Origin of the sequence: Streptomyces sp. NPDC057697 (genome assembly GCF_042799335.1) — a bacterium.
Taxonomy (GTDB): Bacteria; Actinomycetota; Actinomycetes; order Streptomycetales; family Streptomycetaceae; genus Streptomyces.
This window is the reverse complement of record NZ_JBHVJA010000003.1, coordinates 414,595-437,718: the sequence shown is the minus strand read 5'-3', so window position 1 is coordinate 437,718 and position 23,124 is coordinate 414,595. Positions and strand designations below refer to the sequence as shown.

At 73.0% G+C, this 23,124-nt stretch carries 24 protein-coding genes; 13 read left to right on the top strand and 11 right to left on the bottom strand.

Going from position 1 to position 23,124, the window contains the following annotated elements; translation table 11 throughout:
* The first annotated feature begins 25 nt into the window (after positions 1-25).
* The 3 genes from ACFVFH_RS11790 to ACFVFH_RS11780 all read left to right on the top strand — a co-directional run bounded on the left by ACFVFH_RS11790 (position 26) and on the right by ACFVFH_RS11780 (position 3,112).
* A complete protein-coding gene (locus ACFVFH_RS11790; protein WP_383766143.1) occupies positions 26-2,017 on the top strand; it encodes an NAD-binding protein in 1,992 nt (663 codons plus the stop codon).
* Positions 2,018-2,116: 99 nt separating this feature from the next.
* Positions 2,117-2,329, top strand: a complete 213-nt coding sequence (locus ACFVFH_RS11785) for a hypothetical protein (RefSeq protein ID WP_383766141.1) — start codon at positions 2,117-2,119, stop codon at positions 2,327-2,329.
* A 117-nt stretch (positions 2,330-2,446) separates the two neighbouring features.
* Complete coding sequence (locus ACFVFH_RS11780) at positions 2,447-3,112, top strand: exonuclease domain-containing protein (protein WP_383766139.1); 666 nt, start codon at positions 2,447-2,449, stop codon at positions 3,110-3,112.
* Between the two features lie 106 nt (positions 3,113-3,218).
* Here ACFVFH_RS11780 and trpS read toward each other — a convergent pair whose 3' ends face one another.
* Complete coding sequence (gene trpS / locus ACFVFH_RS11775; RefSeq protein ID WP_383766137.1) at positions 3,219-4,265, bottom strand: tryptophan--tRNA ligase; 1,047 nt, start codon at positions 4,263-4,265, stop codon at positions 3,219-3,221.
* Positions 4,266-4,518: 253 nt separating this feature from the next.
* Between trpS and ACFVFH_RS11770 the strand changes: the two genes are divergently transcribed.
* The gene (locus ACFVFH_RS11770; protein ID WP_383766135.1) at positions 4,519-4,731 is read left to right on the top strand and encodes a hypothetical protein; all 213 of its coding nucleotides are present in this window, start codon (positions 4,519-4,521) and stop codon (positions 4,729-4,731) included.
* A gap of 68 nt (positions 4,732-4,799) precedes the next feature.
* On the opposite strand, the gene ACFVFH_RS11765 is transcribed toward ACFVFH_RS11770, so the two are convergent.
* The 3 genes from ACFVFH_RS11765 to ACFVFH_RS11755 form a co-directional block, all read right to left on the bottom strand.
* Positions 4,800-5,210: a VOC family protein gene (locus ACFVFH_RS11765; protein WP_383766133.1), complete on the bottom strand. Its 411-nt coding sequence runs from the start codon at positions 5,208-5,210 to the stop codon at positions 4,800-4,802.
* A gap of 250 nt (positions 5,211-5,460) precedes the next feature.
* Positions 5,461-6,288, bottom strand: coding sequence for an RNA methyltransferase (locus tag ACFVFH_RS11760; protein ID WP_383766131.1), 828 nt, complete (start codon positions 6,286-6,288; stop codon positions 5,461-5,463).
* A 104-nt stretch (positions 6,289-6,392) separates the two neighbouring features.
* Complete coding sequence (locus tag ACFVFH_RS11755) at positions 6,393-6,533, bottom strand: DUF6126 family protein (protein WP_383766129.1); 141 nt, start codon at positions 6,531-6,533, stop codon at positions 6,393-6,395.
* A gap of 171 nt (positions 6,534-6,704) precedes the next feature.
* Between ACFVFH_RS11755 and ACFVFH_RS11750 the strand changes: the two genes are divergently transcribed.
* From ACFVFH_RS11750 to ACFVFH_RS11740, 3 genes are all read left to right on the top strand, one after another.
* Positions 6,705-7,847, top strand: coding sequence for an LLM class flavin-dependent oxidoreductase (locus tag ACFVFH_RS11750; RefSeq protein ID WP_383766128.1), 1,143 nt, complete (start codon positions 6,705-6,707; stop codon positions 7,845-7,847).
* Positions 7,848-7,861: 14 nt separating this feature from the next.
* A complete protein-coding gene (locus tag ACFVFH_RS11745) occupies positions 7,862-8,533 on the top strand; it encodes an FMN reductase (RefSeq protein WP_383766789.1) in 672 nt (223 codons plus the stop codon).
* Between the two features lie 119 nt (positions 8,534-8,652).
* Complete coding sequence (locus ACFVFH_RS11740) at positions 8,653-9,075, top strand: universal stress protein (RefSeq protein WP_383766126.1); 423 nt, start codon at positions 8,653-8,655, stop codon at positions 9,073-9,075.
* 163 nt (positions 9,076-9,238) lie between these two features.
* On the opposite strand, the gene ACFVFH_RS11735 is transcribed toward ACFVFH_RS11740, so the two are convergent.
* Positions 9,239-10,405: a MerR family transcriptional regulator gene (locus ACFVFH_RS11735; protein WP_383766124.1), complete on the bottom strand. Its 1,167-nt coding sequence runs from the start codon at positions 10,403-10,405 to the stop codon at positions 9,239-9,241.
* 55 nt (positions 10,406-10,460) lie between these two features.
* A complete protein-coding gene (locus tag ACFVFH_RS11730; RefSeq protein ID WP_383766122.1) occupies positions 10,461-10,895 on the bottom strand; it encodes a hypothetical protein in 435 nt (144 codons plus the stop codon).
* Positions 10,896-11,014: 119 nt separating this feature from the next.
* Here ACFVFH_RS11730 and ACFVFH_RS11725 point away from each other — a divergent pair, with 119 nt between their 5' ends.
* From ACFVFH_RS11725 to ACFVFH_RS11710, 4 genes are all read left to right on the top strand, one after another.
* Positions 11,015-11,911 carry a hypothetical protein gene (locus tag ACFVFH_RS11725; protein ID WP_383766120.1) on the top strand — a complete coding sequence of 299 codons (897 nt, stop codon included), beginning with the start codon at positions 11,015-11,017 and terminating at the stop codon, positions 11,909-11,911.
* A gap of 170 nt (positions 11,912-12,081) precedes the next feature.
* A complete protein-coding gene (locus ACFVFH_RS11720) occupies positions 12,082-13,032 on the top strand; it encodes an NADP-dependent oxidoreductase (protein WP_383766118.1) in 951 nt (316 codons plus the stop codon).
* Between the two features lie 58 nt (positions 13,033-13,090).
* Positions 13,091-13,342: a DUF2630 family protein gene (locus tag ACFVFH_RS11715; RefSeq protein WP_383766116.1), complete on the top strand. Its 252-nt coding sequence runs from the start codon at positions 13,091-13,093 to the stop codon at positions 13,340-13,342.
* A 22-nt stretch (positions 13,343-13,364) separates the two neighbouring features.
* Complete coding sequence (locus tag ACFVFH_RS11710) at positions 13,365-15,323, top strand: FUSC family protein (RefSeq protein WP_383766114.1); 1,959 nt, start codon at positions 13,365-13,367, stop codon at positions 15,321-15,323.
* Positions 15,324-15,488: 165 nt separating this feature from the next.
* Here ACFVFH_RS11710 and ACFVFH_RS11705 read toward each other — a convergent pair whose 3' ends face one another.
* Positions 15,489-15,893: an RNA-binding S4 domain-containing protein gene (locus tag ACFVFH_RS11705; protein WP_383766113.1), complete on the bottom strand. Its 405-nt coding sequence runs from the start codon at positions 15,891-15,893 to the stop codon at positions 15,489-15,491.
* Between the two features lie 350 nt (positions 15,894-16,243).
* Between ACFVFH_RS11705 and ACFVFH_RS11700 the strand changes: the two genes are divergently transcribed.
* Positions 16,244-17,893, top strand: coding sequence for a VWA domain-containing protein (locus ACFVFH_RS11700; RefSeq protein ID WP_383766111.1), 1,650 nt, complete (start codon positions 16,244-16,246; stop codon positions 17,891-17,893).
* Here ACFVFH_RS11700 and ACFVFH_RS11695 read toward each other — a convergent pair.
* Both ACFVFH_RS11695 and ACFVFH_RS11690 read right to left on the bottom strand, forming a co-directional pair.
* Complete coding sequence (locus ACFVFH_RS11695) at positions 17,827-19,020, bottom strand: sensor histidine kinase (RefSeq protein WP_383766109.1); 1,194 nt, start codon at positions 19,018-19,020, stop codon at positions 17,827-17,829. The two genes, ACFVFH_RS11700 and ACFVFH_RS11695, sit on opposite strands and share 67 nt — an antisense overlap.
* Before the next feature lie 14 nt (positions 19,021-19,034).
* Complete coding sequence (locus ACFVFH_RS11690; protein ID WP_383766787.1) at positions 19,035-19,688, bottom strand: response regulator transcription factor; 654 nt, start codon at positions 19,686-19,688, stop codon at positions 19,035-19,037.
* 148 nt (positions 19,689-19,836) lie between these two features.
* Between ACFVFH_RS11690 and metG the strand changes: the two genes are divergently transcribed.
* Complete coding sequence (metG, locus tag ACFVFH_RS11685) at positions 19,837-21,477, top strand: methionine--tRNA ligase (protein WP_383766107.1); 1,641 nt, start codon at positions 19,837-19,839, stop codon at positions 21,475-21,477.
* Positions 21,478-21,546: 69 nt separating this feature from the next.
* Here the strand turns inward: metG and ACFVFH_RS11680 are convergent, their stop codons facing one another.
* Positions 21,547-22,131, bottom strand: a complete 585-nt coding sequence (locus ACFVFH_RS11680; protein WP_383766106.1) for a Uma2 family endonuclease — start codon at positions 22,129-22,131, stop codon at positions 21,547-21,549.
* 62 nt (positions 22,132-22,193) lie between these two features.
* Entirely contained in the window at positions 22,194-23,021 is an 828-nt protein-coding gene (locus ACFVFH_RS11675; RefSeq protein WP_383766104.1) for a L,D-transpeptidase family protein, read from the bottom strand.
* Between the last annotated feature and the right edge of the window lie 103 nt (positions 23,022-23,124).

Below are 23,124 nucleotides of genomic sequence, written 5' to 3'. Positions count from 1 at the left end.
CACCCACGCAGGAGAGGACCGAGGCATGCTGGGTCATGTGCCCCCACTTCCCCAGCAGCCCCAACGTTCCCCGTTCGGCGCGCACATGGTCGTCTGCGGCGATGACGCGCTGGCCCGCAGACTCGCCGTCGAACTGCGCTATGTGTACGGGGAGCGGGTCACCCTCGTCCTGCCGCCCGGACGCGACGCCCGCCGCCCCGAACTGCCGCTGACCGGGCGGGGCCGGGCGGCGGCGCTCTTCGGCCGCATGTCCTCGGCGATGATCCGCAACGGCGGCGGGCAGGGCGGGGCCGACGCGCTCGGCGACGACACCAACGCCGGGGTGGAGGCGGTCCGCATCCTGGAGGCGCCGGAGCCGTCCGACGAGGCGTTCGAGGAGGCGGGCGTCGAATCGGCCGCCGCACTGGCGCTGGTCTACGACGACGACGAGCGCAACATCCGCGCCGCGCTGACCGCCCGCCGCATCAACCCCCGCCTCCGGCTGGTCATCCGGCTCTACAACCGCAAGCTCGGCCAGCACCTGGAGACCCTGCTCGACCAGGCCGCCGCCGTCGCCTCCCCCGGCCTGGACCGGGCCGCGCTGGACGCCTCCACCACCGTCCTCTCCGACGCCGACACCGCCGCACCCGCCCTCGCGGCGACCGTCCTCACCGGCTCCAGCAAGGTCATCCAGGCGGAGGGCCTGCTGCTGCGCGCCGCCGAACGCACCCCGCCCGGGGGCGGCCAGATCGCCGACCCCGGCCTGTGCACCCTCGCCCTGCTCTCCTCCACCACCCACGACCCGGCGGGCACCGAGGGGTCCGACAGCAGCGGCGACGAAGGCCCCCGGCTGCTCCCCGACGAGCGCCAGGTGGCGGCGGCGACGGGGCGCGGCACGATCGTCCTGGAGGCGGTCAGCCAGGCCGGTCCGCCCGGCCCGCCGCCCCGGATGGGCGGCCGGGGCGCGCCCCTCGGCCAGGTCTTCTCGCGGCGGCTGCGCTGGTCGGCGCTGGGCGTCGGCCTGGCCGTGCTCGGCCTCGCCATCGCCTCCACGATCACCACCGGCGACAACCCGGTGCACGCCACCTACCTCACCCTGCTCGACCTGTTCGCGATGGGCGACCCGGCGATCGGTGACCCTACGGCCCGCCAGATCATCCAACTCCTCTCCGGTGTCGCCGGACTGATGCTCCTCCCCCTCCTCGTCGCGGGCGTCCTGGAAGCCTTCGGCTCCCTCCGCACGGCGTCCTCGCTGCGCCGCCCGCCCCGCGGACTCTCCGGCCATGTGGTCCTCCTCGGCCTCGGCAAGATCGGTACGCGGGTCCTCGTCCGGCTGCGCGAGCTGGGCGTTCCCGTGGTGTGCGTGGAGGACGACCCGGACGCGCGCGGCATCGCGGTGGCCCGGCGGCTGCATGTGCCTGTGGTCCTCGGCGACGTCACACAGGAAGGGGTGCTGGAGGCGGCGAAGATCCAGCGTTCCCGCGCCCTCCTCGCCCTGACCAGCATCGACACCACCAACCTGGAGGCGGCCCTCTACGCCCGCTCGGTCAAGCCGGACCTGCGGGTGGCGCTGCGCCTGTACGACGACGAGTTCGCCACCGCCGTCTACCGCACGCTGCGCACCGCCCACCCCCAGGCCGTGACCCGCTCCCGCTCCGTCTCCCACCTGGCCGCCCCGGCCTTCGCGGTCGCCATGATGGGCCGCCAGATCCTGGGCGCGATCCCGGTCGAGCGGAAGGTGATGCTGTTCGCGGCGGTCGAGGTGGCGGGCCATCCGCAGCTGGAGGGCCGCACGGTGGAGCAGGCGTTCCGCTCGGGCGCCTGGCGGGTCCTCGCCCTGGACGCCACCCCGCCCGAGGACCGCCGCCCGGACCTGGCCACGCCCGGCCCCGTCGCCCCGGACCACCCGTCCGGCCTGGTGTGGGACCTGCACCCCGGGTACGTACTGCGCCCCGAGGACCGGGTGGTGATCGCCGCGACCCGCCGGGGCCTGGCCGAACTCCTGCGCAGGCGGCAGGGTGTGGCGCCGAGGTCGTAGGCCGTGTACGGCACGGGGCCGACCGGGGCACGGCCATCGCGGACCGGTGCGACCGCGCGGCCCTGGTCAGGTCAACTTCCCCTGATTACACTGCTGTTCATGACAATGCGGACAATCATCACCAGTCGTATCGCCGCCGTGGCGCTGGCCGGCGCTTTCGGGTTCGGAGCCGTGTCCTACGCCACGGCATCGCACACCGAGGCGAACAGAAGAACCGTGGCCTACGAGTTCGAGTGCAACGCCGAAAGCTGCAACCCCAGCAGCTGCAACTGGATCTGGGGCTCGTACCCCGGAACCGGCTCCGGCTGCTGACCGCTCGCGGCGGCAGCGCCCGGGGGTGCGGGGTGCGGGGCTCCAGGGCTCCGGCGGGACTCCGGGGCACTCGAAATCCGGGTGCCCCGACGCGCGCCCGCCCCTACCCTGCCCCTCATGGACACCGACGCCCCCGACCTCCTCAACGTGATCGACATCGAGGCGACCTGCTGGGACGGGCAGCCGCCGCCCGGTGCGGTGAGCGAGATCATCGAGATCGGGCTGACGGTGGTCGACCTGAGCGCGGCCGGCCGGGTATCCCCTGATCGAAATCGAAATCGAAAGGGGCCGGGGGCCGGGGGAAGGCTCGCCCGGCACCGGATCCTGGTCCGGCCGGCCCGGTCCACGGTCAGCGCCTTCTGCACCGAGCTGACCGGCCTCACCCAGGCCGAGGTGGACACGGGCGTCCCCTTCGCCGAGGCCTGCCGCCTGCTCGCCGCCACGCACGAGTCGGGCGTACGCCCCTGGGCCAGCTGGGGCGACTACGACCGCAACCAGTTCATCCGCCAGTGCCGGGCGACCGGCACCCGGTACCCCTTCGGCCACCGCCACATCAACGCGAAGCTCCCCTTCACCGCCGCCTACGGGCTGCGCAAGCGCCCCGGAATGGCCCAGGCCCTCAAGGTGGCGGGCCTCCCGCTGGAGGGCCGCCACCACAGCGGCGCGGACGACGCCTGGAACATCGCGGCCCTGATCCTGGAAGTGGCGGCCCGGGGCGCCTGGCCGGGCCCGGACGAGACGGGTGAGTACCGGCCGGGCCTGGTCGAGAGCCCCTGGAACTGACGGGCCCGGACGAGAGCCCCGGGAACCGACTGGCCCGGACGAGAGCCCCTGGAACCGACCGGCCCGGACGACACGCCCTGGAACCGACCGGCCCGCACGACACGCCCTAGAACCGGCCGCCCATCGCCCCCCGCACCTCGTCCAGCGTCGCCCCCGCGATCTCATTGGCGCGTGCGTTCCCCGCCCGGAGCACCGAGCGCACATACCCCAGGTCCCGCGCGTACTCCGCCCGCCGGGCCCGGATCGGCGCCATCCGGCTGTTGACCGCCTCGGTCACGGTCCGCTTGAGTGCGGCCGCACCGCCACCGCCGATCTCCTCCGCCACGGCGTGCGGGTCCCGGTCCAGACAGAGCGCCGCCAGCAGCACCAGCGAGGACACCCCGGGCCGGTGCTCGGGGTCGTAGGTGATGTGCCGCTCGGTGTCCGTCCTGGCGCCCTTGATCAGCCGGGCGGTCTCGTCGGCGTCGGCCCCGAGCGCGATGGAGTTGCCCCGGCTCTTGCTCATCTTGGTGCCGTCGGTGCCGAGGAGGAGCGGCGCGGCGGAGAGCAGCGCGTCCGGTTCCGGGAAGACCGCCCCGTACCGCTCGTTGAAGCGCCGGGCGACGGTCCGGGTGACTTCGAGGTGCGGCAGCTGGTCCTGCCCGACCGGCACCAGGTTGCCCTTGCAGAACAGGATGTCGGCGGCCTGGTGCACGGGGTAGGTGAACATCAGCCCGCTCACGGCCGACTGCCGGGAGTGGGCGATCTCGTCCTTGACGGTGGGGTTGCGGTTCAGCTCGGCGACGGAGACCAGGCTCAGGAACGGCAGCATCAGCTGGTTGAGCGCGGGCACGGCGCTGTGGTTGAACACCGTCGAGCGGGCCGGGTCGATGCCGATGGCCAGGTAGTCCAGCACCATCCCCTCCATGTACGCGCCGAGCCGGTCGGCGACGTCCCGGTCGGTGAGCACCTGGTAGTCGGCGATGATCACGAAGACGTCCACCCCGAGCTCCTGGAGCCGGACGCGGTTGTGCAGCGTGCCGAAGTAGTGCCCGAGGTGCAGGGGCCCGGTGGGCCGGTCCCCGGTCATCACCCGGAACTGCCCCGGGGCCTGCCGGATCCGTGCTTCCAGCTCGACGCCGGTCGCGGTGGCGGTGGCGGTGGCTGTGCTCATTGGTTCTCTCTCCTCGCGATGGTGGTTGCGTGGAGGACGGCCCGCCGTGATCACCGGCATCCGCACCCGTACGAGGGCAACGAAAAGGGCCGTCCATGATGAACGGCCCTGATTCCATGCAGAGGGAGGCGGCCGCTCCTAGAAGGAGCGCCACCAGTTCCGGCACGGTACGGAGGTCATGGGGCGATGGTAACGCGCGCCCTATGGTCCGGTCACGGTCCGAGAGGGGTTGTGCTCCGCCGCGCCCCCGGCCGTGGCGTTCGATCTCGTCTTCGTCTGCCGCTCGGGCGCGTGGGTGCCGCCGTGGGCAGACGCTTCGTTCACCGATTTCCTGCACAGCGCCCCGATGCCGCGAACGGTCTTCCACCGGAATCGCTGGGTTCATCCACGGCCCGACCCGGGCCGTATGGCGGACGCCAAGGCCGCGCTGTACAGCAAGGTCGAAGAGATCACCGACAACAGCTGACAGGGCGGCCGGGCGACGGTTACCCCGAGTCCGTGGCACCCGGTCCGGCCCGCCCGTCCGGCCATCCGTCAGGAGTTGGACCAGCCGCGTCGGCAGAGCACGAGCCGGTAGCCGTCCGGGTCCTCGATGGTGACGCCCCACTCGTTCCAGTACGGGTTCGGCGACGCGACCTGCCTGCCGCCGTGCTCGCGCAGCCGGTCCACCGTCTCCTGGGGCACCGGGCCGTCGAAGTAGAGGACGAGCAGGTCCTCCTCGGTGGGGCGGGGGTCGGTGGGGTGGTCGCCGCCGTGGACGAGTTCGAGGTGCCAGGACGCGTCCGGGTGGCCCAGCATCAGGAGGTCGTGCGTGCCGGGTTCGCGGCCCGCCTCGGCGCGATGGAGGACGTCGAGGCCGAGGCCGTCCGCCCAGAACCGCTCGGCCGCGCCGAGATCGCGGGACGGCCTGGCGATGCGGACATGGGTCCGTGCGGTGAACGGCATGGTGGCTCTCTCCTGCCCGGCGGCGGCACGCCTCACGCGTAGCCGGGCCCAGGGTAGGCAGCGGGTGCCCGCGACCGCCTCGGCACAGGGACCCGCTCGCCCCGGGGCCGTGGTCCTACGACCTTGGGCGTGGTTCCCGGGCCGGGGGTGTGGCTCCCGGGCCGCAGGTGTGGTCCCCGGGCCGGGGGCGTGGTTCCCGGGCCGGGGGCGTGGTCCCCGGGCCACAGGTGTGGTCCCCGGGCCGGGGGTGTCAGCGCTTTCTGGTGAGGCGCTGGCGGTGTGCCTCGTAGAGCACGGCGGTCGCGGCGTTGGCGGCGTTGAGGGAGCTCGCGGAGCCGGTCATCGGGATGCTGACCGTGTGGTCGCACAGCCGGCGCCAGGCGTTGCTCAGCCCGGACGTCTCGTTGCCGATCAGCAGCAGCACCGGCTGGGTGAAGTCGAAGTCGAAGACGTCGCAGTCGCCCTTCTCGTCGGTGGCGACGAGCACGATCGGCTGTCCCGCGGCCCGCCGCTCCTCGACCCAGGCCATCACGTCGTCGGGCGACGGCACGCGCACGGTCGGCAGGGCGAAGAGCGAACCGGTGCTGGCGCGCACCGACTTGGGGTCGTACACATCGGCGGCGTGCCCCGAGACGATGAGGCCGTGCGCGCCGAAGGCGTCCGCGGAACGGATGATGCTGCCGATGTTCCCCGGGCTCGTCGGCCGGTCGAACATGACGCCGAGGAAACCGTTGTCGGCCCCGATCCGGCCGAGATCGTCGGACGGCGTCCCGACCACGGCGACGAGCTCCGGCGCGCCGCCGTCCTTCTCCCCGAGTTCCGCCAGCAGTTCGGGCGCCATGGCGATCCGCTCGGCGTCCACCGTGCGCAGCAGCTCCCGCGCCCACCCGGACAACGTCCGTCCGCCGTCGTGGATCAGCGCCCTGACGGGCCAGCCGTACTCCACCGCCAGCGAGATCGGGCGCACGCCCTGCACCAGGAACTCCCCTGCCCGCGAGCGCTTGTTCCGGTTGCCGAGCAGCGATTCCCATTGCTGGAAACGGGCGTTGCGTGCGGTGATCCGCTGGAGCGCCGGCACCTGTCCTCCGAAGTGAGCGTCACGGGTGGTGCGCCCCAACCTACGGGGTCCGCATCGGGGGCGGGGCCGCGTCCTCCCCGGGCGCCTCCCCGCTCCGGCCGCCGCTACTTCTTGGCGTGCTCGCCGACGTAGAAGAGGATCCAGATGAAGCCCGCGAAGAGATGCGTGGCGAAGACGTAGACGAAGACGCGCAGGGCGACGCCGCGCTCCTTCCAGCGCTCGCTCTCGCTGCCGTTCTCGCTCACTGCCTGCCTGCCCGCCTCCGCCGAAGGTGCGGTCCGTGCCGGTCCGCGCGTCCCGTCCAGGGTACGCAACGGCCCGGGGACCCCCCGCGGAATAGGTCAGGGGGGTGCCCCGTTGTAGGGTGTGTCCACATAGTTCAACGTTCAACCAAACTAGGTTTCTGGAGGCGGGCCATGGAATTCGGCATCTTCACCGTCGGAGACGTCACCACCGACCCGACGACCGGCAGGACACCGAGCGAGAACGAGCGGATCAAGGCCACGCTCGCCATCGCCCAGAAGGCGGAGGAGGTCGGCCTCGACGTCTTCGCGACCGGCGAGCACCACAACCCGCCGTTCGTCCCGTCCTCGCCGACGACCACGCTCGGCTACATCGCCGCCCGCACCGAGAACCTGATCCTTTCCACGTCCACGACGCTGATCACCACCAACGACCCGGTGAAGATCGCCGAGGACTACGCGACGCTCCAGCACCTCGCGGACGGCCGGGTCGACCTGATGATGGGGCGCGGCAACACCGGACCGGTCTATCCGTGGTTCGGCAAGGACATCCGGCAGGGCATCCCGCTCGCCATCGAGAACTACGCGCTGCTGCACAAGCTGTGGCGCGAGGACGTCGTGGACTGGGAGGGCAAGTTCCGCACCCCGTTGCAGTCCTTCACCGCGACCCCGCGCCCGCTGGACGGCGTCCCGCCGTTCGTCTGGCACGGCTCGATCCGCTCGCCGGAGATCGCCGAGCAGGCCGCGTACTACGGTGACGGCTTCTTCCACAACAACATCTTCTGGCCCATTGAGCACACCAAAAAAATGGTGAGCCTGTACCGGCAGCGGTACGCGCACTACGGGCACGGCACCGCCGAACAGGCCGTCGTCGGCCTCGGCGGCCAGGTGTTCATGCGGAAGAACTCGCAGGACGCGGTACGGGAATTCCGCCCGTACTTCGACAACGCGCCGGTCTACGGCCACGGGCCCTCGATGGAGGACTTCACCCGGCAGACGCCGCTGACCGTCGGCTCGCCGCAGGAGGTCATCGAGCGGACCCTGTCCTTCCGGGACGCCGTCGGCGACTACCAGCGCCAGCTGTTCCTGATGGACCACGCGGGGCTGCCGCTGAAGACCGTCCTGGAGCAGCTCGACATCCTCGGCGAGGAGGTCGTCCCGGTGCTGCGCAAGGAGTTCGCCGCTCTGCGCCCGGCCGGGGTCCCGGACTCCGCGCCCGTCCACCCGGCCGTCGCGGCCGCCCGCGCCGCCACGGCCACCACGGCCACGGCCACCGCCTCTGCCTCTGCCTCTGCCTCTGCCTCGAAGGAGGGCTGACCGCCATGTCCGCCATGTCCACCGCGTCCGGCACCTTCGCCACCGAGCCCCTGCGCATCGTCGCCGTGTCGGCCGGGCTGAGCAGCCCGTCCTCGACCCGGCTGCTGGCCGAGCGGCTGGCCGGGGCCGCCCGTGAGCGGCTGCTGGCCGAGCAGGACCGCCCGGTCGAGGTCCGGGTGGTGGAGCTGCGCGACCTGGCCGTCGACATCGCCAACCACCTGGTCACCGGGTTCCCGCCGGCCGCCCTGGACACGGCGATCAAGGAGGTGGCCGAGGCAGACGGGCTGATCGCCGTCTCGCCCGTGTTCACCGCCTCGTACAGCGGACTGTTCAAGTCGTTCTTCGACCTGATCGACAACACCGCGCTGACCGGCAAGCCCGTCGTCATCGCGGCGACCGGCGGCACCGCCCGCCACTCGCTGGTCCTGGAACACGCGATGCGCCCGCTCTTCGCCTACCTGCGCGCCACCGTCGTCCCGACGTCCGTGTACGCGGCGTCGGAGGACTGGGGCGCGTCCGGCGACGAGTACACCGACGGCCTGCCATCCCGCATCCGGCGGGCGGGCGGCGAGCTCGCGGCCATGATCACGGGCGGCCGGGCGGCCTCCGGGGCGCCGAGGGCGCTCGGGCTCGACGACGAGGTGGTGCCGTTCGAGCAGCAGCTCGCCGACCTCCGCCTGGACTGAGCCCACCCGCCGCCGGAAGCGTTGTACCGGTTTGATTAGAGTTGGAACGAAAGGTGCGTCGTACGGGCTCGCCTGTACGACGCGTCCGCGCACTGAGCCGAACCGAGCTGGAGGCAGTGATGGGCAGGATCGTGGTGGGCGTCGACGGGTCCGAGTCGTCGGTCAAGGCGCTGCACTGGGCCGTACGCCAGGCGGAGCTGACCGGTGACACGGTGGAGGCCGTCAACAGCTGGGAGTACCCGGCGACGAGCTGGGCGTCGATGATGCCCGGCATGCCGGAGGACTTCGACCCGCAGGCCCTGGCGACCGTGGCCCTCACCGAGACGCTGGAGGAGGCCCTGGGCGCCGAGGGCGCGGCGGCGGTCAGCAAGGTCGTGGTGATCGGCAACCCCGCCCAGTCCCTGCTGGACCGGGCCGAGGGGGCGAACCTCCTCGTGGTGGGCGCCCGCGGCTACAGCGGCCTCAAGGCGACCGTGCTCGGCTCGGTCAGCCTCCACGTCACCCAGCACGCGCCGTGCCCGGTGACGGTCGTACGCGGCTGACGACCGCCGGGGCGGGCCCGCACGGACGTGCGCGGGCCCGCCCCCGTACGCGCCGCAGGGACACGACGTCCGATCCGCGTCACAGGGACACGACCTTCCCCGTCCGTGTCACAGGGACACACCCCCGATCCGCGTCACAGCGACACGACCTCCCCCGTCCACGTCACAGCGATACGACGTCCGCGACCACGCAGGACACGTCGTCCGGGCCGCCCGCCGCCACGGCCAGGGCGACCAGCTCCCGCACGGCCGTGCCGGGCCCGTCCGCCCCGGCCAGCACCCGGGCCGTCTCCGCTCCGCCGACGACCGTCGAGAGGCCGTCCGAGCAGAGCAGATAGCGGTCGCCGGGCCGGACCTCCTGGAGCCGCACATCGGCCGTCGAGACCCCCGCACCGCGGCCGTCCCCGGCTCCCAGGGCCCTGAGCAGCAGCGCGCGCCGCGGGTGCGAGGCCGCCTCGGCCTCGGTCAGCGAGCCGTCGTCGATCATCGACTGGACGACGCTGTGGTCGTGGGTGATCCGGAACAGTTCGCCGTCGCGCAGCAGATGCGCCCGCGAGTCCCCGATGTGCACCAGCCCCAGCTGCGCCCCGTTCCACACCATCGCGGTCAGCGTCGTCCCCGAACCGTCCGACGCACCGCCCGCCCCGCTCCCGGCGACCGCCTCCCGCACCGCCCGCGCGGCCCGCTCCGCCGCGTCCTCCAGGACGTTCAGGAGCCCCGCCGCGCCCGCCGCCCCGAGCACCACCGGCTTCAGCGCGTCGATCGCCGCCGCGCTCGCCCCCGCGCCGCCCGCCCCGAACCCGTCGGCGACGGCCAGCAGCCGGGCCCCCGCGTACGCCGCGTCCTGGTTGTGCTCCCGGACCGCCCCCTGCTCGGAGCGCGCCGCGTACCGGATGCCCAGCGTTCCCAGCGCGCCCGGAACGCCGGGCGTGCCCGGCGCCTTCCCCTCGGACAGATGGTCGGCCAGGAAGACGGCCAGGTCCCGCCGGGCCGCCGTCTCCGCCTCCACCCGCGCCCAGTAGTCCCTGATCGACGCGGCGGCCGCGGCCGGGTCCCCGAGGGCGACCACCTCCTTGATCCGGTCCAGCGGCATGCCGATCCGGCGCAGCCAGGCCACCAGCCTGGCCGTCTCCACCTGCTCCTCGGCGTAGTACCGGTAGCCGTTCGCCGGATCGACCAGGGCCGGCGGGAGCAGCCCCAGTTCGTCGTAGCGGCGCAGTGCCTTCGCGGACAGCCTGCACAGCCGGGCGAACGCCCCGATCGTCACCCGCGAACCGCTCTCCTCGCGCTCCACCCGTACCTCCTCGCACCGAAAGGGAAGCCCCAGCATCGGCGATGCTGGGGCTTCCCCCACGGAGAAGGTCAAGCGGGACGCTACGGGCGGCTCACGTTCCGCTGCCCGGGACGGGGTACGTCCTCTCGTGCGTGTAGAAGATGTAGAACGTGCTGATGAACATGCCGAGGCCGACCGCCAGCCCCAGCGCCGAGGACCTCAGCACGCTCGAATCGGTCAGCCCGACCAGCAGGCCGATCGCCGCCGCCGTCAGCGCCCCGTAGGCCGCCGCCCGCACCAGGGGCAGCATGCGGTGCTGGATCCGGCCCAGCGCGAAGCAGAGGACGGCGAGCACCACCGCGGTGATCAGGCCGTACCAGAACTGCCGGAAGCCGGTCGCGCCGTGGTTGCGGAGGACGAACGACGCGTAGAGGCCGTACACCGCGCCCAGCGTCACGGGGATCGCCCAGGAGAGTGCGCTGTGCCCGCGTGCGCGTGCCCTCGGCCCGGACCGTCCGCGGGCCGGCATTGCTGCGTGTGTGGACATGGCGGGGTGCTCCTTCCGCGGCTGCTTTCCCTCCAGCGCACACCCGGCGGCGCCGCCCGGCAACTCGGATGGCGTACGGCCCCGGGGCGCGCCGCCCGTCCGCGGGATTCCCTGGGAGGGTGCGGACGTATCTCTCGGCAGGTCTCTCGGCGGTACTGGTGGTGCTGCTCGCCGTCCTCGTCCCGTTCGGCGCGCTCTCCGCCTGGGTGGACCTGGAGATCGACAACACCGACCGCTACGTCGACGCGGTGGCCCCGCTCGCCTCCGACGCCGATGTACGGAGCACCGTCACCGATCTGATCACCGACGGCGCGATGAAGCAGATCGAGGCCGGGCCGCTCCAGGACACCGTGCGGGACTTCCTGCGCCAGGCGGTGCTCTCCTTCACCACCACCCATGCCTTCCAGGACGCGTGGAACGCCGCCAACCGCACCGCCCACGAGGCCGTCACCGCCGCCCTGGACGGCAACACCGGCGAGGCCGTGACCATCGACCTGGCGCCCGTGACCGAGCGGGTCAAGCAGAACCTGGAGGAGAACGGGGTGCCGTTCGCCGACCGCATCCCGGTCCAGCACACCGACATCACGCTGATCTCCGCCGACCGCGCCGACCAGCTGCGCCAGAGCTTCCGGCTGCTGCGGGCGGGCGGCATCCGGCCCGCCGTGGCCACGCTCGTGATCGCCCTCCTGGCCGTGGCCGTGGCCTGGGCGCGCGGCGGCGGTCCGGGGCACCGCCGCTCCGGGGCGTCCGCGCTGTCCGCCACCGCCGTGACCGGACTCGGCTTCGCCCTGGGCGCGCTGGTGCTGCGCGCGGTGCTCGCGGTCGCCCGCGACCGGGTGCTGTCCGAGGTGCCGGACAGCGAGACCGCGGGGGCGGCGGCGGTGTACGACGCGCTGACCGGCTCGCTGCGCACCACGGTGTGGGCGGTGTTCGCCGCGGGCCTCGCGGTGGCGGTGTGCGCGGTGCTGCTGCGGCTGCGGGCGGCCCGGGGACGGCCCGTGCCGGGCCCGGAATGACCCCGGGGGCGGCACGGGCCGGCCTCGGAACGACCCGGGGGCGAACCCCGTACCGGCCCCGGACGCCGCCGCGCGACCGGGCCGCGCGGGCTCGACGTGCGGCGGCGGACGGGCCGGGGAAGAGTGGGATGCGTGACTGCCGGACCGGGGGCGACTGAGAGGTCTTCCGCATGCGAGCCATAGCCGTCGGCGCGTTCCGGGCCGACCCCGCACTGGTGGAGATGCCCAAGCCCGAGCCGGAGGCCGGCGAGGTACGGGTCAGGATCGAGTACGCCGCCCTCAACCCGACGGACTGGCAGACCGCGCAGGGCTCCCCGGACGACGGACCGGCCCCGCGGGTGTTCCCGATGGTCGTCGGGGTGGACTTCGCGGGCCGGGTCGACATGATCGGCGGCGGCGAGAACCGCTTCCGCGTCGGCGACCAGGTCTTCGGCCGGGTCGCCCGGCCCAACCCGGCCGGGTGTGGCACGTACTGCGACTACGTGTCCGTGCCCCAGGACTCCGCCATCACCGTGGTCCCGCCCGGTCTCCCCCTCCGGGCCGCGGCCGCGCTCCCCTCCGCGGGGATGACGGCCGCCCAGATCCTGGAGACCGTGGTGGTCCGCGGCCACGAGAGCCTGCTGGTGCTCGGTGCGGCCGGGGGCGTGGGCAGCTATCTGACCCAGCTCGCCTCGGCCCGCGACATCCGCGTGATCGCGGCCGTGCGCGGCGCCGAGCACCGGCGGATGGCGGAGCTGGGCGCCGCCGTCACCCTCGACGTCACCGCCCGCCCGCTCCGCGAGGCGGTCCGGGAGCACTGCCCGGACGGCGTCGACGCCCTCGTCGACCTGGTCTCCACCACCGCGGACGCCTTCGCCGCCCACGCCGCCCTGGTCCGGCCCGGCGGCATCGCCCTCACCACCCGGGGCGTCGCCGCCGGGACCGACCTGCCCGACGGCGTGACCGGCATCGACTTCCGGCTGGAACCCTCCCCGGTCCTGCTCGACGTGCTGGCCGCGGGCGCCGCCGAGGGCGTGCTGCGGGTGCCCATCGACATCGAGCTCCCGCTGGAGAAGGCCCCGCAGGCCCTCGACCGGAACCGGACGGGCGGCGCACGCGGCAAGACCGTCATCGTGCTCTGAGCCCCCACGCCCCGAGCGGCGGCCGCCGCCCCGGAGAACCCGAAGGAGACGAGACGTCATGGACGAACGGGAACGCGACATCATCGACGACATCGGCGGGCTGATCTCCGAGGAACGGGGCCTGCGCGACCGCTCCACCCGGGAAATGGGCCTGAGCGCGGACGAGAAGTCCCGGCTGCGTACCGTTGAGGTACGGCTCGACCAGTGCTGGGACCTGCTGCGACAGCGCCGTGCGCTGAGCGAGTTCGGCGAGGATCCCGCCGCGGCGGAGGTCCGGCCCGCCGACGAGGTCGAGGGCTACCGCAGCTGACCGCACGACTCAGGGGGACGCGTTGACCGACACGGGAACCGCATCCGGACGGCGACGGGCGGCACCGCCCCCCTGGCTGCTGAGCGGACTGCGCCCGCAGCCCGCCACGCCCATCGCCTGGGCGGCCGTCGTCCGCGCCGCCGTCTCCCTGGCCGCGCCGCTCGCCGTCGGCTTCGCGCTGGAGCGGCCCGCGTACGGCGCGCTCGTCTCCATGGGCGCCCTCTCCGGAGTCATCGGCGACACCGCCGACGCGTACCGGATGCGCATCCTCAATATCGCCGTACCGCAGCTCTTCGGCGCGCTCGGCGTCATGCTCGGCACGCTGGTGCACGGGACCGGCTGGGCGGCCGTCGCCGCGCTGACCCTGGTCGGCCTGGTCTCCGGAATGATGTCGACGATCGGCGCCGTCGCCTCCGTGTCCGGGCTGCTGCTCCTGCTCAACGCGGTGGTGGGCGCCGGGCTGCCGTTGCCGCGGCCCTGGTGGGTGGCGCCGCTGCTGCTCCTCGTCGGCGGCCTCTTCGTCCTCGCCCTGACCCTGCTGGCCTGGCCGTTGCGCCGGAAACTCCCGGAGCGGGTCCAGGTCGCGGGCACCTACCTCGCGGTCGCCGATCTGCTGGCCGCCGCGGGCACCGACGCGTACGAGGAGCGGCGCCAGGACGTCACCCAGTCCCTCAACACCTCCTACGACCTGATCCTGGCCCGCCGGGCCCGCTACCACGGCCGCAGCAACGCCATGGTGCGGCTGCTCGCCCAGCTCAACGTGGTCATCCCGCTCGTCGAGGCGGCGCCCGCCGTCCATGTGCGCCGGATCAGCCTCCCGGACGAGATCCCGGCGGCGGTGCGCGAACTGGCCGCCGCCGTCGAGGAGAGCCGCACCGGCCGCCCCGAACTCACCCTGCCCGCACCGGACTCGCCCGCCACCCGGGCGGTGGACAGCGCCCTGCGGCACGCGGCGGTCGTCGTGCACAAGGCCGACCCCGACCCGTACAACGTCGACGACCGGCTCGGCCGCCCCGCCGTGCTCGGGGTCCGCATCCGGCGGGCCACCCGCGACGTACTGCTCTCCGGGGCCTCCTGGCGGTACGGGCTGCGGCTCGCCCTGTGCATCGGGCTGGCCCAGGCGCTGACCTCGCTGGTGCTGGTGCCGCGCTCCTACTGGGTCGCGCTCACCGTCACCTTCGTCCTCAAGCCGGACTTCGGTTCGGTGTTCTCCCGGGCCGTGCTGCGCTCGGTGGGCACCGTGGCCGGGCTCGTGATCGCCGCACCGGTGCTCGCCGCGGTGCCGATCGGCTGGTGGGACGTGCCGGTGATGGTGGTGCTCGCCGCGCTGATCCCGGCGCTCACCGCGAAGGGCTACGCCTTCCAGACCGCGGCCATCACCCCGGTCATCCTGCTCCTGTCCGACCTGCTGAACCACCAGGGCTTCCACCTGGTCTGGCCGCGCCTCCTGGACAGCCTGATCGGCTGCGCGATCGTACTGGTGGCGGGCTATCTGCTGTGGCCGGAGAGCTGGCACGTACGGATCGGCCACCGGCTCGCGGACGCGGTGACGGACATCGCCGACTACGTGGCGTACGCCTTCGATCCGGGCCGCTCCGGCGACCACGCGGAACGGGTACGGGCCCGGCGCCGGATCTACCGCGACCTGTCGGTCGTGCGCTCCGAGTTCCAGCGCGCCCTGACCGAACCGCCCCCGGTCGGCACCCGGGCCGCCGCGTGGTGGCCGCTGGTCGTCGCGGTCGAACGCATCGTGGACGCGACGACGGCGGCCCGGGTCCGGGTCAACCACGGAGCACCCGAACCGCCGCCGGGCGAGGTCGCGGAGATCCGGCGGCAGCTGCGGGAGCTGGCCGACGGGATCCGGACGAGCGAGGTCCTGGTGGGGGTGCGCGCCGAACTCCCGGGCGACGAGGAGGGCGTACTGGCCCCGCTGCGCCAAGAGGTGGCGGCGGCCAGGGCGATCGCCTCGCCCCAGCCGTAGTCGGCGGCGGAGGCGAGGCAGGGGCAGGGACAGGGGCAGGGGCAGGGACGGAGGCAGGGACACGGGGACGGGGACGGAGGCAGGGGCAGGGACACGGGGACGGGGACGGAGGCAGGGGCAGGGGGCTGCGGCGGGGCACCGGGCACGCTGCACGGTGCCGCGTCGTCACTCCGTGGTGCCGGTCCCCCGCAGCCGCTCCATCTCGCGCCGGTCCCGCTTCGTCGGACGGCCCGCGCCCCGGTCCCGTACCGGAACCTGGATCGCCACCTCGCGCGGCGGTGGCGGCGGGCTGTTGTCGATGAAGCACTCCGCCGCGACCGGCGGACCGACCCGCTTCCTGACGATCTTCGACACGACCACGATCCGGTCGCGGCCCGCGTGCCGGAGCCGTACCTCGTCGCCGACGCGCAACGCCTGGGCGGGCTTGGCACGCTCACCGGCGACCTTCACATGTCCCGCGCGGCAGGCGGCAGCGGCCTGCGAACGGGTCTTCGTCAGCCGGACCGACCAGATCCAGACATCGACCCGTACGCTGCCCTCCGCCTGCGGCGCCTCACCACCGGAAACCATGCCTCCGACTGTAGGGCCTGTCCGGCGGACCGGTCGCGGTCTCCGGTCGCTCGGGCCCCGCTCCCCGGCCGGTACGGGCACGGGCGCCGCCCGCACCGGACGCACCGTCACCCCCGCGCCGAGCAGCCGTCCCGGTCCCCGGCGGACCCGGATGACCGGCCCTCATCAGGCCCCCGGCGTCCGCACACAGGACTCGTTCAGGGCTCGGTCGCGGCTCGGTTCTCCCACGGGCGGGCCGCGCCACCGAAGGGCCGGATCCGGCCGCTAACCTTACGTATCCGCCCTGGCCAGGGATCAATTTCCGCAGGTCGGACATTTCTCGCACTCAACTCACGCGAAAGGCCTCGCCCATGGGCATTCGGAGCTTGCTGCGCAAGGTGTTCGGCCGTGACCGCGCGGAGCAGGACGCACCGACGGCCACGGTCCCGCCCCAGACCGAACGCACCGCGCCCGCGGAGTCCGAGCCGGTCAAGGCCGCGGAGACGGCTGCGGCGGACGAGCCGGCCGCGGAGCCGGCTCCGGTACGCGAAACCGCCCCGGCCCCCAAGGTCCCCGCCCCCGCCTCGCCCCGGTCCGCCGACGAGAGCGGTCTGGCCTCGGACCTGGTGGCGGCCGCCTTCGACAAGGCGGCCCTCTCCACGGTCCCCTCGCAGGGCTCCGCCCCGAAGCCGGAGTCGACGAAGCCGGAGACGGAGACGGAGACGGAGACGGCACCTGAGCCGGAGCCGGTGGCCGAGGCGAAGCCGGAGACGGATCCCGAGCCGGTGGCAGAAGCGAAGCCGGTCGAGGCCAAGGCCGAGCCGGAGCCGGTGGCCGAGCCGGAGCCGGTGGCCGAGCCGGAGCCGGTCGAGGCCAAGACCGAGACCCCCGCCGAGCCGGAGCCGGTCGAGGCCGAGGCCAAAACCGAGGTCAAGGCCGAGCCCGAGGCCAAGGCCGAGACCGAGGCCGAAACCCTCGTCGAGCCCGACCCGGAGCCCGTCGCCATCACCGAGCCGGAGCCGGTCAAGGCCGACACCGAGCCCGAGGCCGTCGCCATCACCGAGCCCGAGCCCATCGAGCCCGTCACCGAGCCCGTCAAGGCCGCTGCCGAGCCGGAGGCACAGGCCGAGGCCGCCCCCGAGCCGGAGCCCGCTCCCACCCCGGAACCCGCCCCGGAATCCACCCCGGAACCCGTTCAGGAGACCCCCACCGAACCCACCCCCGACCCGGTGGCCGAACCCACCCCCGGCCCGGTGGTCGAACCGGTTGCCGAGACCACCCCCGAACCCACCCCCGCGCCCGCTGCCGAGGCCCCCGCGCCCGCGCCCGCCAAGCCCGCCCTCACCCTCACCAAGGTCAAGTCGCGCGCCCCCGGGCTCGTCGACGCGTACAAGGCGGCCCAGGCCGGGCTGAAGGCGCACGGGCTGACCGGGCTGCGCGCCGGTGTCTACCTGGTCCTCGACCGCTCCGGCTCCATGCGGCCGTTCTACAAGGACGGCAGCGCCCAGCACCTGGGCGACCGCACCGTGGCGCTCGCCGCGCACCTGGACGAGGGCGCGACCGTCCCCGTCGTCTTCTTCTCGACCGAGATCGACGGCACCGGCACGGTCGGCCTCGCCGACCACGAGGGCCGGATCGACGAGCTGAACGCGGGCCTCGGCCGCCTCGGCCGTACGAACTACCAGTGCGCCATCGAAGAGGTCGTCGCGCACCACGAGAAGTCCGGGGCCACCGGGCCCGCCCTGGTGATCTTCCAGACGGACGGCCCGCCGGACGCCAAGCAGGCCGCCAGGCAGGCACTGGCCGACGCGGCGCAGCTGCCGCTGTTCTTCCAGTTCGTCGCGTTCGGCGACGAGGACGCCAAGGGCTTCGACTTCCTGCGCAAGCTGGACGCCCCGAACGCCGGGTTCTTCCACGCGGGCCCCGCGCCGAAGGAGGTCGCGGACGCCACGTTCTACCGCGAGGTCCTCGCCGCGCTCCCCGCCTGGATCGCGGCCCGCGACACCGCGGCCGGCGCCTGAGCCACCGGCACCCGTACGGTCACGGCGAGCCCGCCCCCCGGGCCCGGCACCGCCGTGACCGTACCGCCGTGCGCGACGGCGATGGAGCGCACGATCGAGAGGCCGAGCCCCGAACCCCGCCCCATCCGGTCCTTGCCCTCGCCCCGCCGGAACGGCTCGAACAGCCCGGGAATGTCCGACGCGTCGACCACCGGCCCGGTGTTGCGCACCTCCAGCAGCGCCCCGCCGCCCGCCGTCACCAGTGACACGTCCACGGTCCCGTCCGGCACGTTGTACGTGACGGCGTTGACCAGCAGATTCGCCACCAGCTGCGCGAGCAGCATCCGGTTCCCCCGCACCACGCAGAAATGGGTGTCGGCCCGCACGCCCGGGTGCCGGGCGGCCTCCTCCGCCACCACCTGGGCGAGATCCACCACCTCCCGCTCGCCCTCGGCGAGCCCGCGCTCACTGCGCGCCAGGACCAGCAGCCCCTCTATCAGCCGCTCGCTGCGCCGGTTGTTGTCCAGGAGGGTCTGCCGGGTCCGTACGAGATCCTCCGGCGTCGGGTCGTCCAGGCCGATCTGGATCGCGGCCCGCTGGGTGGCGAGCGGGGTCCGCAGCTCGTGCGAGGCGTTGGCGATGAACCTGCGCTGGCTGTCGAACGCCTTCTCCAGCCGGGCCAGCAGCGCGTCGAGCGTGTCGCCGAGCTCCTTCAGCTCGTCGTCGGGGCCGCTGGACGCGATCCGCTCGTGCAGATTGTGTTCGGAGAGCCGCCGCGCCTTGGCGGTCATCGCGTGGACGGGCCGCAGCACCCGCCCCGCCGTCCACCAGCCCACGGCGACCGCGCAGGCCGTCATCACGAGCAGCGCCGCCACGGACCAGATGAGCAGCTGGTGACCGGCCGCGTCGCTGACGTTGTCGGTGAGGTCGTAGACGGTCGGCGGCCCGAGGCTCCGCCGGGTGATCAGCGGGCCGTTCACCGCGTAGCCGGGCTGGACGACGGCCGCCGTGCGGGCGATGTCGCGCGCCTGGGAGTCCGTGCCCGCGCGGGAGGCGAGATTGACGGTGGCGAGCAGCGCCGTACCGAGGATCAGGAACACCCCGCCGTACACGAGGGCGATCCGGGTCCGGATCCTGGAGTGCGGCACCTGGGCCCGGCCCCTCACAGGGCGTACCCCACGCCCTGCACCGTGCGGATCAGCGCCGGTTCGCCGAGCTTCCCGCGGAGCTTGCTCATGCAGACCCGCACCGCGCCGGTGAAGGGGTCGGCGTTGGCGTCCCAGGCCCGTTCCAGCAGCTCCTCGGCGCTGACCGTCCCGCCGTCGGCCTCCAGCAGCAGCTGGAGCACGGTGAACTCCTTCGGCGAGAGGTCCAGCTCCCGTCCCTCCCGCGAGGCGGTGCGCCGGACCGTGTCGAGCCGGATGCCGTGCCGTTCCAGCTGCGGCGGTACGGGGCGGGCGCTGCGCCGCCGCAGTGCCCGGACCCGCGAGACCAGCTCGGGGAACTCGAACGGCTTGCCCAGGTAGTCGTCGGCGCCGAGGTCGAGCCCGGCGACCCGGTCCTCCATGGAACCGGCGGCGGTGAGCATCAGGATCCTGGTCCGGGAGCCGGAGGCGACCAGTCCGCGCGCCACGTCGTCGCCGTGCACCCGTGGCAGATCGCGGTCGAGGACGACGACGTCGTAGTCGTGCAGCCCCAGGTAGGCGAGGGCGGCGTCACCGCTGTACACCGTGTCGACGGCGAAACCGGCCCGCCGCAGCCCGGTGGCGACCAGCTCGGCCAGGATCTCCTCGTCCTCGGCGACCAGTACCCGCATCGTGATGTCCCCTGCCTCGTCCACGCGTGTCCACTCCCTCCCAGGATGCGTCTTTGCTACCGGAAGGGATGTTTCGCAAAGGTCTCCGGGCCCGGTGCCGGGTTTATCGGTGTGAATCGATCTCCCGCAGGCCGTTAGGATTTCGACCATGGCGGCCACTGGATCCGAGAAGCAAGGGGGCGACGGCGTGAAGAACTTCTACGTATCGACCCCCATCTACTACGTCAACGACGCTCCTCACCTGGGCCACGCCTACACGACCGTCGCAGGCGACGTGCTCACCCGCTGGCACCGCCAGCGCGGCGAGAAGGTGTGGTACCTCACCGGCACGGACGAGCACGGTCAGAAGATCATGCGCACGGCCGAGGCGAACGACGTCACGCCCCAGGCCTGGTGCGACAAGCTCGTCGAGGAGGCGTGGAAGCCCCTCTGGGAGCACCTGGACATCGCGAACGACGACTTCATCCGTACGACGGAGAAGCGCCACACCGACCGGGTGCAGGAGTTCGTGCAGGACCTGTACGACAAGGGCGAGATCTACAAGGGCGGGTACGAGGGCCCGTACTGCGTGGGCTGCGAGGAGTACAAGCTCCCCGGCGACCTCATCGAGGACGCGGACGGCGTCAAGCTCTGTCCGATCCACAAGAAGCCGGTGGAGATCCTCAAGGAGGAGAACTACTTCTTCAAGCTGAGCGCCTACGGCCCGAAGCTGATGGAGTTCTACGCGAACAACCCGGGCTTCATCCAGCCCGAGTCCGCCCGCAACGAGGTCGTGAACTTCGTCAAGCAGGGCCTCCAGGACCTCTCCATCTCCCGCTCGACCTTCGACTGGGGCGTCCCGGTGCCGTGGGACGAGAAGCACGTCATCTACGTGTGGGTCGACGCCCTGCTGAACTACGCCACGGCGGTCGGCTACGGCGCCGACCAGGAGAAGTTCGACAGGACCTTCCCCGCCGACGTGCACCTGGTCGGCAAGGACATCCTGCGCTTCCACGCGGTGATCTGGCCCGCGATGCTGATGGCGCAGGGGCTTCCGCTGCCCGGCAAGGTCGCGGCCAACGGCTGGCTGATGGTCGGCGGCGAGAAGATGTCGAAGTCGAACCTGACGGGCATCAAGCCGCAGGACCTGACCTCGCACTTCGGCGTGGACGCGTACCGCTGGTACTTCCTGCGGGCCATCGCGTTCGGCAGCGACGGTTCGTTCTCCTGGGAGGACTTCACCGCCCGCTACACCTCCGAGCTCGCCAACGACTACGGCAACCTCGCCTCGCGCCTCGCGGCCATGGTCGGCAAGTACTTCGGCGGGACGCTCCCGGAGGCCACCGCCGCGGGCGACGCCGAGACGGCCGTCCAGGAGGGGCTGGCGAAGGCCGTCGCCACGGCCGACGAGAAGATCGGCGAGGAGCTGGACTTCCAGGCCGGCATCCTGGCGGTCTTCGACTTCGTGAAGCAGGTCAACGGCTACATCACGGAGCAGGAGCCCTGGAAGGTCGCCAAGACCGCATTCGCCGATACCGCTGACGCAGCGGGCTCCCCCGAGGACCGGGCCCGCCTCGCGACGATCCTCTACACGGCCGCCGAGTCGCTGCGCGGTGTCGCGGTCCTGCTGAACGCCGTGATGCCGGAGACCTCGCAGAAGCTGTGGGAGTCGCTGGGCGCCGAGGCGTCCCTGGGCGCGCTGGCCGACCAGCGCGTGCAGGACGCGGGCACCTGGGGCCGGCTCCCGGCGGGCGCGACGGTGACGAAGGGCGCGGTGCTGTTCCCGCGCCTGGAGGACAAGCCCGCGTAACACGGGTGCGTACGGCGAAGGGCGGGACCGCGTTGCCGGTCCCGCCCTTCGCCGTGCCGCTGCTCGCGGTCAGCGGACCCAGTTCTTCAACGGCTCGGTGTCCAGCTCGATGCCGACCGGGTCGGGCAGTTCGACGGTCTTCCCGTACGGCACGGTCACCACCTGCTCGTACCGCACGCCGTCCGGCTGCGAATGCACCTTGATCTCACAGGTGTCGCGGTCGATGAGCAGATGGGCGGGGATACCGGTCCCGGCGTGGGCGCGCGGCTTCTCGACCCGGTCCCGGCGGTCGGTGTCCTCGTCGTACGAGGTGACCTCGACGACCATCAGGACACCGTCGGGGCCGGCCCATTCGCCCTGGCCGACGAAGGTGTCGAGCGGGGCGAGCACACCGTCCGGGCGGGCGTTGCCCTTGCGGTACGTCCCGACGCGCAGACCCTGCGCGGCGAAGAGCCAGTTGCCCTGATCGGCCTGCGCGCACGGACATGTCAGCCATTCGACGATCCGCCCGCGACTTCCGTACGGCCGTACCTTGAACGCCGGCTTCCCGTTCAGGAACTCCAGCCAGGGCGCTTCCTCGACCCGCTGGGCCTGTCCGGCGAACTCCTCGAAGGCCTCCTGAGTGAGCCCACTCCGCTCGACCACGAAGATCACTGCCTCCTGCTACGGAAACCGGCTTCCTCCAGCGTACGGGCCCGCCCCGGCCCGTATCGCGTTCACCGCGCCAGGCCCTCCTCGTCGCCCATCACGACGACCGGCTTCTTCGCCGGGTCGAGGTCGCTCAGGAGTTCCCGCATCCGGTCCAGGGGAAGCGAGACGCAGCCCTGGGTCGGGCCGCCGTGGTCGACGTGGATCCAGATGCCGCCGCCGCGCTCCTGGCCGAGCGGGCGGCCCGGGTCCAGGGGGGTGACGCCGGGGGTCCGGTTGTAGTCGACGGCGACGACGTAGTCGAAGGAACCCTCCAGCGGTTCCCCGTCGAAGCCCTCGCCGCTGACCACGAACGCCGGGTTCTGGTCGTAGGGGAACGCCGTGCGCGGCGGAGCGTACAGACCGCCCCCGTACGTCAGCCCGAAGACGCCGACCGGGGTGCGCAGGTCGCCCTGCCGGTGCTCGTCGGTCCAGCCGTTCAGCGCGTTGTGGGCGGGCCAGCGGGTCGTGACGGGCAGCCAGCCCGACGACGGGTTGTCGCGGGTGTAGAGGACCGCGGTGGAGAGGCTGGAGTCGTAGTCGTCGCCGGTGACGACGAAGACCTGTTTGGAGTCCGCCGGAATGGCGGCGCGGGTCCTCGGCCCCAGCGCGGGGATCTCGCGCGGCCGGACGACCGGCGCGTGCGGGACCGGTGCGGCCCGTCTGCGGGCCCGTCCGGCGGGTGGGCCCGCGACACCGGCGGAGGCCGTGGCGTTCGCCGGGGCGGCGGGGGTCTTGGGGGTGGCCGTGCCGGAGCTGTTGCCGCAGGCGGTGAGCAGCAGCAGCGCGGCGGCGCAGGCGCCGGCGTGGACGGCGTACGGGGGACGGCGGTGGGCCGGCGGACGGGAAACGGGCATGGCGAAGCTCCTCGGCGCTCGCAGGGGTGACGGCGGTGCGGGCGGGCTCCCCGTCACGCCTCGTGCCGCCGAACTCAGTTAACGCCGCGTCGGGCGCGCGCGA